Source organism: Burkholderia sp. PU8-34 (assembly GCF_053427725.1).
Map to the genome: position 1 here is coordinate 657,421 of NZ_JBSAXC010000002.1, position 16,695 is coordinate 674,115.

13 protein-coding genes are annotated in these 16,695 nt (G+C 62.5%); 7 read left to right on the forward strand and 6 right to left on the reverse strand.

The features are described 5' to 3' along the window. Window positions 1–2: 2 nt before the first annotated feature. Entirely contained in the window at window positions 3–602 is a 600-nt protein-coding gene (locus ACV22Z_RS07675) for a vWA domain-containing protein (protein ID WP_448075708.1), read from the forward strand. 103 nt (window positions 603–705) lie between these two features. Here the strand turns inward: ACV22Z_RS07675 and ACV22Z_RS07680 are convergent, their stop codons facing one another. After that, window positions 706–2,400: a sialidase family protein gene (locus tag ACV22Z_RS07680; protein WP_448075709.1), complete on the reverse strand. Its 1,695-nt coding sequence runs from the start codon at window positions 2,398–2,400 to the stop codon at window positions 706–708. A gap of 1,082 nt (window positions 2,401–3,482) precedes the next feature. Beyond that, a complete protein-coding gene (locus tag ACV22Z_RS07685) occupies window positions 3,483–3,869 on the reverse strand; it encodes a hypothetical protein (RefSeq protein WP_448075710.1) in 387 nt (128 codons plus the stop codon). A gap of 293 nt (window positions 3,870–4,162) precedes the next feature. On the opposite strand from ACV22Z_RS07685, the gene ACV22Z_RS07690 reads away from it, so the two are divergent. Beyond that, a complete protein-coding gene (locus ACV22Z_RS07690) occupies window positions 4,163–4,441 on the forward strand; it encodes a hypothetical protein (protein WP_448075832.1) in 279 nt (92 codons plus the stop codon). 332 nt (window positions 4,442–4,773) lie between these two features. On the opposite strand, the gene ACV22Z_RS07695 is transcribed toward ACV22Z_RS07690, so the two are convergent. The 3 genes from ACV22Z_RS07695 to ACV22Z_RS07705 all read right to left on the reverse strand — a co-directional run bounded on the left by ACV22Z_RS07695 (window position 4,774) and on the right by ACV22Z_RS07705 (window position 9,472). Next, window positions 4,774–6,363 carry a phospholipase D family protein gene (locus ACV22Z_RS07695; protein WP_448075711.1) on the reverse strand — a complete coding sequence of 530 codons (1,590 nt, stop codon included), beginning with the start codon at window positions 6,361–6,363 and terminating at the stop codon, window positions 4,774–4,776. A gap of 8 nt (window positions 6,364–6,371) precedes the next feature. Further along, the gene (locus ACV22Z_RS07700; protein WP_448075712.1) at window positions 6,372–8,066 is read right to left on the reverse strand and encodes a Na/Pi cotransporter family protein; all 1,695 of its coding nucleotides are present in this window, start codon (window positions 8,064–8,066) and stop codon (window positions 6,372–6,374) included. An 89-nt stretch (window positions 8,067–8,155) separates the two neighbouring features. Beyond that, window positions 8,156–9,472 (reverse strand): diguanylate cyclase domain-containing protein, encoded by a 1,317-nt coding sequence (locus tag ACV22Z_RS07705; protein WP_448075713.1) that lies wholly within the window; start codon window positions 9,470–9,472, stop codon window positions 8,156–8,158. A 614-nt stretch (window positions 9,473–10,086) separates the two neighbouring features. Here ACV22Z_RS07705 and ACV22Z_RS07710 point away from each other — a divergent pair. The 4 genes from ACV22Z_RS07710 (at window position 10,087) to ACV22Z_RS07725 (ending at window position 13,967) form a co-directional block, all read left to right on the forward strand. Then, window positions 10,087–12,450 carry a bifunctional diguanylate cyclase/phosphodiesterase gene (locus ACV22Z_RS07710; protein WP_448075714.1) on the forward strand — a complete coding sequence of 788 codons (2,364 nt, stop codon included), beginning with the start codon at window positions 10,087–10,089 and terminating at the stop codon, window positions 12,448–12,450. A 286-nt stretch (window positions 12,451–12,736) separates the two neighbouring features. Then, window positions 12,737–13,048, forward strand: coding sequence for a hypothetical protein (locus tag ACV22Z_RS07715; protein WP_448075715.1), 312 nt, complete (start codon window positions 12,737–12,739; stop codon window positions 13,046–13,048). Window positions 13,049–13,168: 120 nt separating this feature from the next. After that, the gene (locus ACV22Z_RS07720) at window positions 13,169–13,780 is read left to right on the forward strand and encodes a LysE family translocator (protein ID WP_448075716.1); all 612 of its coding nucleotides are present in this window, start codon (window positions 13,169–13,171) and stop codon (window positions 13,778–13,780) included. A gap of 49 nt (window positions 13,781–13,829) precedes the next feature. After that, a complete protein-coding gene (locus ACV22Z_RS07725; protein WP_448075717.1) occupies window positions 13,830–13,967 on the forward strand; it encodes a hypothetical protein in 138 nt (45 codons plus the stop codon). A gap of 40 nt (window positions 13,968–14,007) precedes the next feature. Here ACV22Z_RS07725 and ACV22Z_RS07730 read toward each other — a convergent pair whose 3' ends face one another. Then, complete coding sequence (locus tag ACV22Z_RS07730; protein WP_448075718.1) at window positions 14,008–14,940, reverse strand: LysR family transcriptional regulator; 933 nt, start codon at window positions 14,938–14,940, stop codon at window positions 14,008–14,010. Window positions 14,941–15,150: 210 nt separating this feature from the next. Here ACV22Z_RS07730 and ACV22Z_RS07735 point away from each other — a divergent pair, with 210 nt between their 5' ends. Next, on the forward strand, window positions 15,151–16,566 hold the full coding sequence (locus tag ACV22Z_RS07735) for a carboxylesterase/lipase family protein (RefSeq protein WP_448075719.1): 1,416 nt from the start codon (window positions 15,151–15,153) through the stop codon (window positions 16,564–16,566). Window positions 16,567–16,695 lie beyond the last annotated feature (129 nt).

Sequence of the window (16,695 nt, forward strand, 5' to 3'; positions counted from 1 at the left end):
CCGTGCCGGGCGTTGCACGTGCCGGTTCGGCCGTTGCATGGCCGGCGACCTTCGCGGCCAGGGGCGGCGAGCCGTTGCATGCCGGACATCTGCGTTTCCGGAAGCAGGCCGCCGCGTCGCGCGCGCTGCACTGCTTCGTGCTCGACTGCTCGGCGTCGATGCTGTCGTTCGACCGTCTCGCATCGGCGAAGGGTTTGATCGTCGCGTGTTTCGATCAGGCCGCACGCATGCGCGCGGAGACGGCGCTGATCTGTTTCGGCGGGGCGGGCGCGGAACGCCGCTTCGGGCCGGCAGTGCCGCGCTGGTGGAATGCGCGCTGGCTCGAGCCGGTCGGCGGCGGTGGCGGCACGCCGCTCGCGGACGGGATCGACGCCGCAGCGAGTCTGCTCGCGCGCGATGCGCGGTGCGATCCGGACAAGCAGCGGTGGCTGTGGGTGCTGTCCGATGGGCGCACACACGAGATGCCGGCGAAGCCGGCGGCGGCCGAGCACGTCGTGTTCGTCGATTTCGACGATTCGGCCGTGAAGGTCGGGCGGGGTGCGCGGCTTGCGGCCGCGTGGGGGGCGGAGTGGGTCACGCCGGAGGCACTGTTGCGGGGTTGAGCGGCGGATACGGTTGCATCGCTGGCGTATGGTGAGCGAGAATTTCAGGCGATTGGGCGGATGTAGCGGAAGGGCGGCGACCTCCAGTCGCCGCCGTCTGAAATTACTGCAATCCCGAGATTTGACGCGTGAATTCGGCCGTCACGTTGTGACCCGTGGCGATGCCGAACACCGGGTACACGGTCGTGGGTCCGCTAGCGGTCAGGCCCATATAATCGCCAAGGAAATGGCCGCGTGCCACGGGAGCGTCAAGTATGTTGAACGAGGCCGTGGTCAGTTGCTGCTCATTGCCCCAGTTGGCGGCGTTCGCGCATCCGGTGGAAGTCGAACAGAAGAGCGCGAAATAGTCGGTGCCCTCGAAGCCGGCCGGCATGTTCCTGTCGTTCCGGAAATCGTAGTAGGTCACCACGACTGTCTTGCCGTCGCCCGACGCCACGACCGCAGGGATGAACGCCTGCTGCCGGCAAGGGTTCGCGGCATTCGCCGGCGTCTTGTTGATCATCACCGGTTTCGACCAGGTCGCCCCGCCATCATCCGACTCGCTGAAAGCGATCGCGTCGATCGGGATCGTGCCGGTGGGCGTGGTGCATTGGGCCGCCAGGAAACGATCGTCCTGCCAGGCAAGATAGATTGCCCCCGTCACCGGGTTTACGGCGACGCTATAGAGAATGGCGGCATCTCGTATCGGCTGGCCGGAGTCCGGCGTGACCACGCCGACCACCTGAATATCACTGGCGAATGCCGGTCCCGACCAGTTCCCGCCCTTGTTCGTCGACTTGATATAGCCGATGTTGAGAACCTGCGGCGTCACATTGATCGCCGTGAAGAAATCGAGCAGGGTTCCGTCAGGCAGCACCCGTACGATGTTGTCGATCGTCTGTTTGTTCGTGCCAGGCTGGTAGATCGGGGCGGCGGCGCTCCAGGTCACGCCATTGTTGGTGGATCGCGAGAAGAACGTCGGGCCGGTAAAGTTGAACTTGAAGACCGGCGCACCGCCCTTGCACGGCGGACTCGTGAACGGCTCACATACCGACGATGTGCCCGCTGTGGCATTCAGCAATTGGCGCGCGATCGCGACACCATCGTTTCCCGCGAGCAACTGATCAGCGTCGCGACTCGGCGGGAAAACGCTCAGCTGATCCCAAACCGCATAGACGTAACCGTTCGCGGTCGGATCGGCGGTAAGCGAATTCTTGTCATTCAGCGCATGCGGCGAGGCGCTGCGGATCAGCGTAACGGGAGCCTGCCATGTCGCGCCGTGGTCGACTGAGCGGCTGACCAGCATCGCGCTGTTTCGTGCGCCGAACACAGTCGTCGGCTTCATCGGGTCCAGCACCAGCGAGAAGAAGAAGGCCGTTCCGTCCTGCGCAAAGTCCACCCACGGGTCGGAGGCGCGACCGAATTTGCCCCCGGTGCACTCGGTCACGCCGGTCGGGATCGAATTGGCCCAGTTGGTGCCCGCATCGTTGGAAACGACGCCGACGAGGCCTCGTGATCCGCCGTCGTTCCAGCGATCCTGCTGGTGGCCGACGAGGAGGCGAGACGTGTCGGTCGGATCGGCGGCCACCCATGGCTCGATCGACGTTGCCGGATAAAGGACGCTCCCAAACGCGGTCTCCTGTGCATGCACCTGGTCGGCAGTGCATCCGCTGAATGGGTCGCCCGCCGCCACCTGGACAAGCGGGCCGAGCACTTGAGCCTGCGCGCACGGTCCGATTGCGGATGCGAGCGCGATGACGCTGCCGGCCGCGACACGCTGGGAAACGGAACGGGACAGGCGTCTGCAGATGAAATTCATCTCTTACCTCCGTAAGCAGTAAAACGCCTTTTGCACTGCCGGCAGACCATCACCGGCACCTGGCTCTCGCACGTGCCGATCCATGCGCGAAAACGACCTGTCTGCCGCAAAACCGACGCTTGCTGCCGCTCGCCGAGTGATGCACCTGGGCAAGCCCGGCAGGTCGCGACGGCATGGCTGGCCTGAAACACCGATGCGGCGCATATTTTCGTGGATTCGGTATGTTTGTCTTGTCGAGTATCCAATAGCAGTACTGACCGATTTGGATTCGGCCGCAACGACATGGAGCCGAACACGCATCTCACGCGTCGCGCACGTGATCAATGTCGGCTGGTACGCGGGTGGGGGGATTCAGGATTCGAGAGCACGGCCAAATGGAACAACGCGAGCATCGCTTTCAGCGACGCTTCGGCGACGGGAGTGGCGATGTCGACCGTACGCAGCAGGCCGGATCGAGCGCCTCTGAACGATCATCTTGGTTATCTGTTGTCGTGTCTCCCTCGACCGGGAAAACACAGTACCAGCATATGTCGGGAAAGGCGGAAACGTACATGGCGATGCGTGTCCGTATATTCATCATTGTGGACAGCATCGCCGGTCGAAGGTGGTAGCGATACCTCTGAACCGGGTGCCTTTGACGCAAGATGACAGTTTGTTAAGCGACTAGTTGATATCGGACAATGCGGCCACGCCGCGACGGATTGAGCGACGAAAATCAGCAGGCAGCATGTCGGGCACGTTAAAGATGGCCGTGGACCGCCTTGAAACCCCGAACCGTCGAGTTGCATGCGTTGACCGGAATCGGGCACTTTCAGCCGTCTGATCGCGAGAACGATCCGGACTCGCTGCCTTCGAACGCAGCAAGAAACTGTTCGGGTGTCTCCGCATGGGAAGCCTGCCGAAAAACCAAGGCCGCAGTCTTCACAATATTCGGGGCGGGTTGCATCGTTGAAACATTTCTTGACGCTCGGCGGAGTTCATATCGTCGGATCGAATATGTCCGGCCGATGCGCTGTTCCGCTTTTTTCCGGCCGATCCTTGTCTGGCCTGGCATTCGCCCTCCCGGCCCCGTAGATCCGACGTTACACGATTGAAACAAAGCTGCCTCCCGAATGTTTCACCGAGATATCGCTGGTGACCGCGCCGCCCGGATGCATTGGCATCTCCCGAGCTGGTCCGCAACTTGCTCCGTTTCTCGTGCACACCAGAACCCGCACGGTCAGACGGCTCGATGCGGGCGACAAACAAGCATTCAGCGAGATCGGGGAAATCATGTCCAAATATCTATTGGCCGTCATGCGGCGGCTGTCTCGCATCACTGTTCCTGTTACGCATTGCATGACGCGGTCGGCGCGCCCATGCCTCGTCGGCGCCAAGTGCGTCAACACGGTTCGCATATTCACCGAACGTCGCGACGACTCCTGGCGATAGCCGCACACCAGGAAGCCTGTACCGATCGTGCGCGTCATGAGGGCATGTCGCGCGCAAGGCAGCCGGGCGCCGAACGGCGATGGCGCGATGCGGTCCAAGTGCCACGCGACCAACATTTCAAACGCCCGGCAACATGCGCGCATGTGCCATGCCGTTTCAGATACCGCGTTCGTTGCTCACACGTGTGCCGGCGCCAACGATGAGGGAATGGCGCCGGCGCGCGTGGCATCCAGGTGGTGAAGTGTGGTGGCAGCCGCACCCGTTCGGGCAGGCGCGCGGCTGAATGCAATTGCCCGATACGGGTTCGTCCATTATCTCGGGGGAGATCAACATGATGAACTGGATCAACCGGTGGTCGCTGCGTCACGCACCCACGCCGGAAAAGACCGCTGCGTCGATGCTGGTGACGGCGCGCATGGAATTGTTCACGGCGGAACAGCGTGTCATCGATGTGAAATTGCAAGCGGATTACTGGCGCACGCGCGTGGCGTTTCTCGAGGAAGTGCAGAAGCAGGGCATCGATCCTTGGGTAAGCAAACAGCCGTCGCAATGGACTGAGGCCGGGGCAATTCCCCTCAACACGGGCCCACGTCTCGCCGCCAGCACATGATACCCACGCGCGGTGCGCGATCGCTCGCGGCAGGAAACGGCGTGCTGCATGTGTCGACACGCGTCTCGCGAGCGGTCGCTCTCAGGGCAACACATGTGCGTTCCGGACCTTGATGGTTCGACGCGTCGATTAGTGCGTGCCGACACCTGTCGGCACGCGCCTCCCTCCGATTCCCGTCGGCGGCGAGATCTCGCGAGCTTGCAGCAGTTCGATCGGACGTGCACGCATGGCCTGCGGGCGCATGTCGAAGGCGCGGCGCCGTGCCGGACGGCTGCTCAGGGGCGGCTGGCGGCTGTTTGCCACGATCCAGACCTGGACGGCCGACCGTCGCGTTACAGCAGCCATTCGATAGGCAGTATCGAGAAGAACAGCACGCCGAGCCTTTCGAACCATGTCGAGTTCGGCTCGGTGTCGTAGCGGAGGGTGACGCCTGCGGACTGTCGGGTCCAATACAGCTTGCCGTCGCTGTTCAGGTGTACCTCGTAGGCCAGTGCGGGAGCCAGCTTCCAGAAGACGGATTCGATGCGCAGCGCGAGCGCCGGGCTGTCGATGACGAATCCCAACTCGGTATTCAGGTTCGCGGAACGTGGATCGAAATTCAGCGAACCCACGAAGACGCGCTCGGAATCCACCGCGAATGTTTTCGCATGAAGGCTCGAGCCAGAGCTGCCGAAGTGGCCCGCGCTGAAGTACTTGTGCGCCGTCGCGCCTGCCGCACGACGCAGCTCGTACAGGTGCACGCCCCCTTGAAGCAGTTCCACGCGCCGTTTGCCGTAACCGGCATGGACGGGCACGACATCCGTCGCTTCGAGGGAGTTGGTCAGCACCCGCACGGTGACACCCGTCGCGGCAAGCTGCGTGAAGAAGCGGGTGCCGTCTTCACCCGGCACGAAATAGGGGGAAACCAGGTCGAGCTCGTGTGCCGGGCTGCCCAGCGTTGCACCCAACTGGGATAACACGAGCGAGCCGGGCTCTGCCGCTCCGAGCACCTTCGCCGGGTCGTCGCTCACGAGACGGGTCTTGGCCCACTCCAGTGGAAGCGACCCGTCGACCAGGCGCCGCACGTCAGTCGTTTGTTGCAGCGCCTCAATGAACGCAGCGGCCGCCGGGTTCTGTTGCACTGCACGCGCAGACGCATCGAGTGCGCCGAGCTGGCCTGCCGGTGCCGGTGCGAGGATCCATTCAGCGGGGTAGGACGACGCGCTGGCCCAGTACCGGTCGAAGTCGTCCGCGACATCGCTTGCGGCCGGACCGATTGCCAGCACGTCGAGGTCCGCGAACACCGTGCCGTCGCGGGCGCCGAAATATTCATCGCCAATATTTCGGCCGCCGATGATCGTCGCAACGCTGTCCGCAGTCAGCGACTTGTTGTGCATGCGCCTGTTCAGCCGCGTGAAGTCCGTCAGGAAACCGATGAATTTCGGTCTTCGCGTGACAAACGGATTGAACAGGCGCACTTCGATGTTGGGGCGGGCGGCCAGCGCAGCCAGCGTCTTGTCCAGTGCCGAGGGTATGCCATTGTCGTCCAGCAGAAGCCTGACGCGCACGCCGCGACTGGCCGCTTCCTGCAGTTCTTCGAGCAGCAAGGTTCCCGTCAGGTCGTTGCGCCAGATGTAGTACTGGACATCCAGCGTGCGATCGGCCGCGCGCACGAGATCGACGCGCGCGGCAAACGACTCGAGCGGGTCCGCCAGCGGATCGATGCCGGTCAGTCCTGAATGGTGCGCCAGATCCCGTTCGACCGCCCGGCCAAGCCGGGTGGTCAGCACCGCTTCGGCGGTGAGCGCCGTCGATTGCGGGCGTTCCCCGAGCGGAGGAAGATGGCAGGCCGTCAGGACAGCCACACAGAGCGCGGAAAGCGCCGCCGTACGGGATCGGCTCACGAGAGGCGCGTCCGGAGGACGCGGGCGTCGAACGCGCATCGGCGCAGCTATGGCCCGGACACCCGCACATCGTTCAACGATTGACTGGCCCTGGCGATGGCACGGGACAGCCGCGCGACTTCGTTGAGATGCTCGATCATGTCGTTCGCCAGACGGAAATTCACCGCATCGTCCTGGCTGCGCAGTTGCAGGCCGGACAAGATGTGCTGACGCGCATGGTCGGCCTGCACGTCGATCGCAGGCTTCGCGTTGAGGATGCGCGTCACGACCTCCGCTTCCGGATGCGCGATCGTGTTCACGGCAAGCGCGAAATGTTCGATCACAGCCGTGACAAACCGGGAAATTTCGGAACTGCGCAACTGGGCCATGTCCGCGCGTTGCGACAGCCGTCGCTGGCTCAGTGCGAGCATGCTGGTGGTGGCAACTTCCCGTATCGCGTCCAGGCAGGTCGCGATACGCGCCAGGTCCACCAGTTGCCTTCCTTCGTCATCGGTATGGATGGCGTCCGAAAGCTGGCCAACGTAGGTGAGAATGGCCGTGCTGAGGGTATCCGCCGCCTTGTCTTCGTCCGTCAGTGCGCCAGGCGCCGGCGCACCGCTTTCGACGACAAGCGCCGCGCCATGCTCGACCAGATTCCGGACTTGTTTGCCGAGCGAGACCAGTTCGAGCTGCACGCGGGTGATCGCCAGCGCCGGCATTTCCACCAAGGTGTCATCGAGATAACGCGGCACGCCGGGGTCCTGCCAACCCTTGGCGGACGACGGCGCAAGCCGTTCGGCGAGCTTGCCGATGGGCTTCGTGAACCCGATCAGCACTGCCGTACAGAACACGCTGAAAACCGTATGCGCGTTGGCTGCCTGACGTGGCGTTTCTGCCGCGAGGCGGGCGGCGCCCGTCAGTTCGGGCGCGGATGGCGAGATCTGGCGAATGAAGTCGGCATACTGCGGAATCACGAAGGCGAGAAACAGCACGCCGAGCAGATTGAAGAGCAGGTGGACGATGCCGACCTGCGCGGCTTCCGCCGATTTGCCGATCGACGCCAGCAGCGCCGTGCCACAGGTGCCCACGTTGGCACCCAGAATAAGCGCGATGCCGGATTCAAGTGGAATCAATCCCTGGCTGCCCAGCGCGATCACGATCGCCAGCGTGGCAGCCGAGCTTTGCACGACCGCCGTAAAGACCGCGCCAATCGCGATGCCGAGCAACGGATTGCGCATGTCCTGCGTCGCGGCAATGAACGGCTCGTAATTGCGCAGGGGCCGCGTGGCATTGCCCATGAACTCGATGCCGAGAAACAGCAGGCCCAGACCGAGCAGGACGCCGCCGAGCTCGCGCGCCAATTCACGTTTGGAGAAACCGTACAGCAGGAAGCCGCCGGCGAGCAGGAAAGGCGTGATCGCCGAGATATTGAATGCGATGATCTGCGCGGTCAGCGTCGAGCCGATATTGGCGCCCATGATCATCGGGATCGACTGCTGGAGCGTCATGAGCCCGGCGGACACGAAGCCGACCAGCAGGACGGTGGTAATGGTCGATGAATTCAGCAGCGCCGTGATGCCTGCGCCGGCGAGCACGCCACGAAACCGGTTGGCCGTCAGCGTGCCCAGCAGCGACTGCAAACGGGAACCGGCGATGGCCTTGAGTCCGCCTGTCATGAGTTCCAGCCCAAACAGGAACAGGGCCAGGCCGCCGACCAGCAAGCCGGCGATTTCGATCAGGTTCAGGTTGGCACCAGGCTGCATGGCGAGGGGGCATCGCAAACCAGGGATCGTGCCATTGTACGAGTTTCCTCATTCAGGCATCGAGGTGACAATCGACCGATGGCACCTGTTCAGCAATTGTCATGACCATCACCGGCTGCGGACCCGTAATTCCCCGTCGTCGGGTTGCCGATGTTTCGTGCCTGGCACTCTCCCTGTACATGGCGGTCGGCTACGACCCGGTCGAGACACACGACGTTCGCAGGCCGCTGGCCCTCGTAGAAGTGGTAGCGGCAACGCCCGGCTTGCTTCGCGACATACATGGCGCTGTCGGCACCTGACAGCAAGTCGTGCGGATCCGCGATCCGATCCGGATACGTTGCAATGCCGATGCTGACACTGATGGGAAAACGCCCGTTGTGCATGTGCCGGCCGAGGACCTGCGCCTCGGTAACGAGCCGCTTCGCGATCCTGTGAAGCTCTTCGTCCGAGTCGACGCCAGGAAGGACGACGACGAATTCGTCTCCACCGATCCTGGCCAGGCAGTCGTTCTGACGAAGGCACCTGGCGAACGTGGTGCCCGCCGCGCGGAGGACATCGTCCCCGGCAGCATGTCCGAGTGCGTCGTTGACCGATTTGAAGCCGTCGAGATCCAGGTACATCAGTCCGACGCGCCGCACGCCAATCGTCGCTGGCGCGCACGTTGCCTGGAGGTAAGCGAGCAAGCCGCGGCGGTTGGGCAACCCGGTCAGCGCGTCCATGGTCGACGCGGCATCGAGCGCGGCCACGTGAGAGGAGATCGCGGACATCGCCCGGCGCTGAAGCCTGGCTGTCGCCAACAGCAAAGCGAGGACAAGCAAGCCGAAAGCAAAAAACGCTGCCTCCATGTACATCAGGCGCCGATTGAGATCGACGAACGCATCCTCGCGCAGGCTGAACCATTGGCCGATCAGGACGGCCATGTCTGCGCGCAAGCGATCCATCACGCGTTGTCCCACGTCGGTACGTACAACGGCCAGCGCGGCATCGCGGCTTCCTTCATTGTGCAGTGCGATCGTCTGCGCCATCTCGGCCAGCTTCAGGTCCCGGTCGCGCATCAATCGTTCAAGCAAGGGTCGACCTGCGGTTTCGTCGGCCAGCGCGCTCTGCAGCGCTGCTGAGGCGGTCACCACGTTCCTTGTGCCTCGCCGATACGGTTCCAGGTACTTGGGGTCGTCAGTGAGCAGATAACCTCGCTCACCGGTTTCGGCGTCCTTCAACGCATCCAGAAGGCCGTGCGCAGCTGGCAGCACATTCGTCGACCGACGTACAGCCGCGACGTCATGCAAGACACCGCGCATTTCCAGGCCCACGATGCTACCCATGACCGACAAGCCGATCATGACGAACAGCACCAGGTTGCGAAACCGCTTGCGTTCGGCGAGCGCTGCGTTTGCAATTGTCTTCATTGGATGCAGAGGGCTCCCTGTCGTCGACACACATTCACGGGAGTGCACCCGATGCGCCCGATTCGCAAATGTTCGTTCGCACTACGGGCGATTTCTCTCCTTCCGTGCCGTATCGATCATCCGCTCGCTGGTACTCGAAGGCACCGTTGCGCGCAACTGTAGTCAATCCTATGACGAGTTTGAACGCCGTACAACCCGTCCGCAGTCAGCGCCTGCTGAAGACTGTGTAGCCGCTTTCGATTTTGCGTGTAGGCATTTTCCGACGCGCGCCACGCCGAAACCCTTTCACCGAGCTTGCATTGTCGGCCGGCAGGCGGCTGTGCCCCGGGAGGCAGCGCTTCGATCGGCGCTTGCCAGCACGATCGCCCAGCAGGGAGCTGTCGGCCGGGCAGGGGGTAAAGGTTTCCCGATCCGTGCCGATATACCTGTCTGAAGTGCAGTCCGATCGCATGACAGGCCCCCTTCATGTATTGGCGCTTGTCTTCCCGCTTATGCAGGCAGTATCGGGCTCGCAGGTTCAACACGTCATTCGGTCGAACTGGTGAGCCCGTGCTGACGAGGCGCTGTCTGCCTTGGCACGTACGGCCAGGTCGTCCCAAGCAATCCGGAAGACTATGATGCGAATCGCAAGTTCCTTTCTCGCAAAACCGGCGCTGTTCATTTTTGCTGGAATTGGAATCACGCTCGCTACCACAGCTGTTACTGCGGTCTCGTTGTACCAAATGAGACTGGACGCGATGGCGCAGGCGCGCGATGCGACACGAAACCTCGTGATCTCCCTTCAAAAGGAGACCGAGCGCACTCTCGACATCTATCAACTCGCGATGCGCGATGTCGAGACAAGTATCGAGACGCCCCGCATCTTTCATCTCCCCCCGGAAATCCGGCAGCTTGCTGCTTTCAGCACGGCCAGCAACGCGAAGGACCTGGGCTTGTTGTTTGCGACAGACGCAACAGGCAATATCGTTCTCGACTCCCATTCGGTTCCGCCGCGCAAGTTCAATGTAAGCGACCGCGATTTCTTTCAGATTCAGCGACAGCAAAAAGATGGCGGCTTGTATCTCAGCAAGCCCTTCCTGCCGCGCGCAGGTGATCGGGAGCAGCCGCAGATCGCGTTGAGCCGGCGCCTCGAGGACGAGAACGGCCAATTCGCAGGCATTGTTGCCAGTACGCTCAAGCTGAGCTATTTCCACCAGCTATTCGAAGATTCGATACTCGGCCGGCATGGGACCATTACGCTGCTGCGCACCGACGGGACAGTCCTGATGCGGCACCCGTACCGCAAGATGGACATCGGCAGCTCGCTTGCAGGCGGGCATTCGTTTCCGCCACTCGTGCAATCCGATCACGGAACCTATATCGACATCGCAGTACTGGACCACGTTGAGCGCCTGTACAGCTTCAGGCGGATCGGCAGCTATCCGCTGGTCGTCGTCGTTGGCTTTGCGACCGAGGATATCTACGCAGGCTGGTGCAAGCGAGCGATTGCCATTGGCATCGTCACGGCCATTGTCGATGCGCTCCTCATCATGTTGTCCCTGATGTTCAGCGCACAACTGCGCAAGAGACTGGCAATGGAGCGCCAGTTGCAAAGACTGGCCTGGTATGACTCGCTAACGGGCTTGCCTAACAGAACGCAACTCCAGCGAGAGGCACACCGCGTCTTGACGGACGCCAGCCGGAATTCGTCGAGTTTCGCGACGATGTTTATCGACCTGGACCGTTTCAAGCGCGTCAATGACACACAGGGGCATGCTGCCGGTGACGAGGTGTTGAGCGAAATCGCAAGACGCCTCCGGGATCATGTCCGGGGGGAGGACCTGGTCGGCCGCCTCGGCGGAGACGAGTTTCTCGCCATATTGCAGGACTGCGACGTACGCCGGGCCACTCACGTTGCCACACGTTTGCTGCAAGCGATGTATGAGCCCATCGTCATCAATTCGAAGCATGACACCGGCATCACGATCAGTGCCAGCATCGGCATCTCGATCTATCCGCACGACGGACAGGACACCGATACCCTGCTGAGAAACGCGGACATGGCCATGTACCAGGCGAAGCATGCGGGGCGTAACCAGGTGCATTTTTACGCTCCCGAGTACGAGCGTGAAGCCAAGGAACATCTGGACCTGGAAATCGCGCTGCAACGCGCGTTGAAAGCGAATGCACTGGGTGTTCTCTACCAGCCCAAGGTCGATATGACGGGGGCGCTGCGCGGTGCCGAGGCCCTCGTCAGCTGGTACAACGACAAACAAGGATTCATTCCGCCGGATCGATTCATCGCCATAGCGGAAGAGAGCGGCTTGATCGCCGAGATGGATGCCTGGGTGCTCGGCGAGGCCTGCCGCCAGCTTGCCGAGTGGCGGAGCCGGGGCATCGAGGTGCCGACGATATCGGTGAATGTCTGTGCCGCAGACTTCAAGCGTCCGGATTACCCCGCCTTTGTCGCTCACACCCTGAAGGTGCATGGCCTGGATCCCGGTGACCTGATCCTGGAAATGACCGAACGCGTCATGTTCGACGAGTCGGTCGATGACATTCGCACGTCGATCGATGCGATACATGCACTTGGAATTGCGCTGTCGATCGATGACTTCGGGACGGGCTACTCATCCCTGAGCTCTCTCCACCGATTCCCCGTCAAGGAACTGAAAATCGACAAAAGCTTCGTGCAGGGCATAGGCGGCGACGCAATGGCCGAATCCCTGGCGCAGACTGTCATCAACATCGGCAACCTGCTGCAGCTGACTGTCATTGCCGAAGGCGTGGAAACGCGAGCGCAGCGCGACTTTCTGCACAAGCATGGCTGCCAGACGCATCAGGGGTATCTTTACGCGCCGCCGCTCCCGCCGGGAGACTTCGCGCTTTGGGTGGAAGCACATCGGCAGCGAGCACCAGCAAGCGAATCACGCGCTATTCGCATTTCGGCTGTCTGCGATGAACTCGAACCCGCTCCCCCCTGGCACGAGGAACAGTAATTGCCCGGTGCCATCCGCCGTCCCGTTCGAACCCATGCAGCGCGAGCGGTGACGAAGCGGGCGGTACCGGTGCCGACATCACGGTTTCCGGCTGCGCGGCGTCAAGCTGCGAGCCGCGACAACTTCGGTCCACGACGGAGATTGCTGCGTCGCAGGATGCGGGGCTGTTGTATCGACGCACCACATTGCGTGTCACATTTTTGAAAATGCGTCGTGTGCGCCGAGCATGTGCGAACATGAAAGTGTCGAAACCGTGACATCAAGCTCAGGTCTGTTCGGAGGATCTATGGATTGCACTTCGCTCGTATGGGCGGCGGTGCCACACAACAGCGACGGCGTTGTGTTTCAGGTTCGGATGGGTCGAGGTCAGCAGCGCTTCCACATTTCGCGCGACACGCTCCGGGCACTGTTCGATCTCGGTCGCGATGCGACCGACGCAGTACAGCTGGATCTCTTTTACATGAACCTGGAGTGCATCTTGAAAGAGGCATTCCGAAAACGCTTGAAAGCCGGATCGGATACGTTGCGGCTGGATGTAAACGACTTCATCGCGAAGCGCATGACGAGATCGGACGAGAACCGCGTCGCGCAAATCTGACGAGCGATTGCCGTGATCCGAGGGAACGGCAGGAATGCGATTCGACAGGCTCGGGTAAGATGGAGCGCCAACCCGTCGCGCCTGCCGAATACGCGCCCAGCCTCTCGCCGAGATCACGCCATGAACGAAGTCAACACCCTGCTTGCGCTTGCCGGCGTCCTGCTGCTGAGTGTCGCCAGTCCCGGACCGAATTTCGTGATTGTCACGTCGACGGCGGTCGCATCGCGGCGCGCGGGCCTGATGACGGGCGTCGGACTGGCTGCCGCGTCCGGCACCTGGGCTTCGATCGCGATCGCCGGGCTGAGCCTGATCGTCACGCACGTGACCTGGGTCGAGACGGTCCTTCGGCTGGCCGGCGCCACGTACCTGATCTGGCTCGGCGCCAAAATGATCCTGGGCGCGCGCCGGCCGTTGCCCGTTGCGGCCCAGGCCGCCGCCTCCGATTGGGCCGCCGCGAAAAAGGGCTATTTCGTCAGCATGACGAGCCCGAAATCCGTTGCGTTCTACGGCAGCATCTTCGCGCTGATGGTGCCCGCCCATGCGCCGATGGCGCTCAACTTCGTGGTCGTCGGCATCGCGATCGTCATTTCCTGCACGTGGTACTGCGCAATGGCGCTGCTTGCGTCGCATTCCGTCGTGCGCGGCATCCTGGTTCGACGCAAGGCCGTGCTCGATACGACAGCAGGGCTGCTGTTAATGGGCGTCGGCGGCCGCATGCTTGGCGGGCGCTGATACAGCCACGTACTTGCCGGTGTCCCGCCACACGAAGAACAACCTTCCGATGACAATCGTTTCCCGCCGAACCCGCCTGCGCGGCGGCCTCGGCGGCGCCCTGTACGGCGAAGACGCGATACCGGAGCGCTGGCTCGCGGCACTGCAAGGCAGAAAGATCGTCGAGGATTCGCTGGCCCGGCTTTGAACGCCGGGAGCGCGCGTGGCGCGCGGCATCCATTTCCGACTCACGCCGGCGGTTGGCAGGGGCCGAGCAGGGTTTCAAGATCCCGAAGGAAGGCTGCGGATGCATGCGTGACGGGCTTGTCGTTACGCGTAATCGCGACCAAAGGACCGATGTGCAGCGGCAATTCGCATTGCACGGGCTCCAGGCGATACCGTTCGCGTAGCTCTTCCGCGATACATTGGGACGACAGCACGAGCGTATCGCTCTGACTCGCCATGCGAAAGACCAGTGGCGATACCTGCGACGACACCACCTCGGACGGGAGTCGCAGCCCCATGTCGCGCGCCGCAAACTCGAGCTGCTGCCTGACGATATTCGGCTGGGCGGGGAGTACCCACGGAAACGCCAGCAGATCCTGAAGCGCCACGGGCGCCAGGGTCGCCGGATGTCCTTGCCGCGCGAGAAAAACGGGCATGTCGTACTTCAGCATGTCCAGCTTGTACAGTTCGCTGCCGAATCCGCTCGCCATCCGGCCGATGACGATATCGACGACATCCTGGTCGAGCCACTCGAGCAACACTTCCATCGGACCTTCGCGAAGCGTGAGCCGCATGCGCGGCCATTGGCTCCGAAAGTCGTTCAGGCAATCGGAAAGCGCCCCCCACCAGGCGAGCGGAGAGAACATCCCGATCGACAGATTGCCGACATCGCCGCTCAGCAATGCGTCGAGTTCCGCCTCGGCCCGCTGGACGTCGCTGGCGATCAGATAACCGTGGCGCACCAGGGTTTCGCCATAGATCGTGGGACGCATGCCGCTTGGTGTGCGTTCGAACAACTGCGCGCCGACGATCGCCTCGATTTCCGCCAGTGTCTTGGAGATCGCCGACTGGCTGACATTCTGCGATTCAGCCGCTTTTTGCAGGCTGCCCAGCCGCGCGATCTCGACGACCACGGTGATGTGCCGGAGCTTCAGGCGTTGATGCAATGCGTTCATGATCCAGCCCGGGTTGAATTTTGGTCATGAGGGGGCGGTGAAGAATTCCGTTTTCTTTCCGCAGGCGATCCGTAACCTCACGGTTGTCGCAAGGCTTGGGGCCGCCGGAGACGACGGCGGAACCGGGCAGCGACCGGCCGTGATTCGGCCGATTGCGGGCCGGTTTTGGGCCGATTTCGACGAAATACCGTACAGCAGGAGGAGGGTGGCATGAAGGGCACCATACTTGCCCAATGCGAGCAGGGCATGCTCGAAGGCGTGACTCACGAACGTGTTCACACGTTCTACGATATTCCCTACGCGTCGAACGGCGGCCGTTTCAAGCCCGCCGGTGAGCCGGCGCGCTGGAGCGGTCTGCGCGATTGTACTCGACCAGGACCGGTCTTTCCTCAGATGCCGAGCCGGCTTGATTTCGTGATGGGGCCGACTTGCCGGGGCATCGGGCAGTCCGAGGATGCGTTCCGGCTGAACATCTTCACACCGGACCTTGCGGGCCGGCTGCCGGTTGTATTCTGGATTCACGGCGGGGGATTCATGACCGGCGGCGCGCTGCGTTGCTACTCCGGTGAATCGATCGCGCGTCTTGGTCGCGCGGTTGTCGTGACCATGAACTATCGTCTCGGCGTGCTCGGCAATCTCTGCATGGAAGGTATTTCGCCGGGCAATCTTTCGGTGTCCGATCTCGAGTGCGCGCTGCGGTGGGTCAAGCAGAACATCGCGAACTTCGGCGGCGATCCGGATTCGATCGTGGCGGCGGGCCAGTCGGCGGGCGCCTGGTATGCGCAGTTGCTGGCCGCGATGCCCGCGACGCATCGGCATGTCAAAGCGCTTGCCATGCTCAGCTACCCCGGTCTTCAGCCGATGGACGCGGCGACTGCGCATGCAACGGCCGTGCGCATGTGCGAAAGCGCGGGTATCGCACCCACCGGAGAAGCGCTGCTCGCACTGCCTGTCGAGCGCATCCTGCAGGAGCAGACCAAAGCGGTTGTGGCCTCGGCGAAATTTGCCGAGGTTCCGATCGCGTTCATGCCGGTCGCGAGCGACGGCGTGCCGGCCGATCCTGGCGCGGCCGCACAGGCGTGCTTTGCGGGGAAGCCGATCTTCATCGGGTGGACGCACGATGAGGCAGGCAGCTTCTTTGCAAGCAGCCCGCAGGTTCTGGCGGTGACTGAGGAGCAGGCGCGCAAGACATACGATCTCGAGTTCGGCGACAACGGGGCAACGCGATACGAAAGCGCCGCCGACGGCCGATTCGACCAGAGGCCTTATGCCGCGCTGGTGGCGTTGCGTTCCGAAAAACTGTTCGCCAAGCCGGCTCGCCGATTCGCGAACAGAATCGCCGAAGCGGGAAGCGACGTATTTGCCTATCGCTTCGATTTCCAGTCAAGGCAGCCGAACGTGGGCGCTGGCCATTGCTTCGAGCTGCCGTTCTTCTTCGGCAACTTCGAAAACTGGGTCGACGCACCGATGCTCGATGGAATCGACGAGCAGCGCATCCGTGCATTGTCGGCCCGGATCCAGGCCTGTTTTCTCAACTTCGTGGAATCCGGTAATCCGAATGGAGCGGGATTGCCGCCGTGGAAGGCGTTCAACGGTGAAGACGGCGAGTTGATGCATTTCGACTGACTCGCCGGCGACGCGCTGTCGTCCCGGTTCGCCATTGTCCGCGCCGCGATGACCTGAGCATCGCTTCGCCATGCCTCGTCGGCTTGTCCGATCGCGTCGAACCGTGCTCGACGGCACGTGATCGCTGCT

Coding starts and splice junctions, on each gene's coding strand:
- ACV22Z_RS07680 (WP_448075709.1), bottom strand. CDS start 2,400: ATGAATTTCATCTGCAGACGCCTGTCCCGTTCCGTTTCCCAGCGTGTC.
- ACV22Z_RS07685 (WP_448075710.1), bottom strand. CDS start 3,869: ATGACGCGCACGATCGGTACAGGCTTCCTGGTGTGCGGCTATCGCCAG.
- ACV22Z_RS07690 (WP_448075832.1), top strand. CDS start 4,163: ATGATGAACTGGATCAACCGGTGGTCGCTGCGTCACGCACCCACGCCG.
- ACV22Z_RS07695 (WP_448075711.1), bottom strand. CDS start 6,363: ATGCGCGTTCGACGCCCGCGTCCTCCGGACGCGCCTCTCGTGAGCCGA.
- ACV22Z_RS07700 (WP_448075712.1), bottom strand. CDS start 8,066: ATGCAGCCTGGTGCCAACCTGAACCTGATCGAAATCGCCGGCTTGCTG.
- ACV22Z_RS07705 (WP_448075713.1), bottom strand. CDS start 9,472: ATGAAGACAATTGCAAACGCAGCGCTCGCCGAACGCAAGCGGTTTCGC.
- ACV22Z_RS07710 (WP_448075714.1), top strand. CDS start 10,087: ATGATGCGAATCGCAAGTTCCTTTCTCGCAAAACCGGCGCTGTTCATT.
- ACV22Z_RS07715 (WP_448075715.1), top strand. CDS start 12,737: ATGGATTGCACTTCGCTCGTATGGGCGGCGGTGCCACACAACAGCGAC.
- ACV22Z_RS07720 (WP_448075716.1), top strand. CDS start 13,169: ATGAACGAAGTCAACACCCTGCTTGCGCTTGCCGGCGTCCTGCTGCTG.
- ACV22Z_RS07725 (WP_448075717.1), top strand. CDS start 13,830: ATGACAATCGTTTCCCGCCGAACCCGCCTGCGCGGCGGCCTCGGCGGC.
- ACV22Z_RS07730 (WP_448075718.1), bottom strand. CDS start 14,940: ATGAACGCATTGCATCAACGCCTGAAGCTCCGGCACATCACCGTGGTC.
- ACV22Z_RS07735 (WP_448075719.1), top strand. CDS start 15,151: ATGAAGGGCACCATACTTGCCCAATGCGAGCAGGGCATGCTCGAAGGC.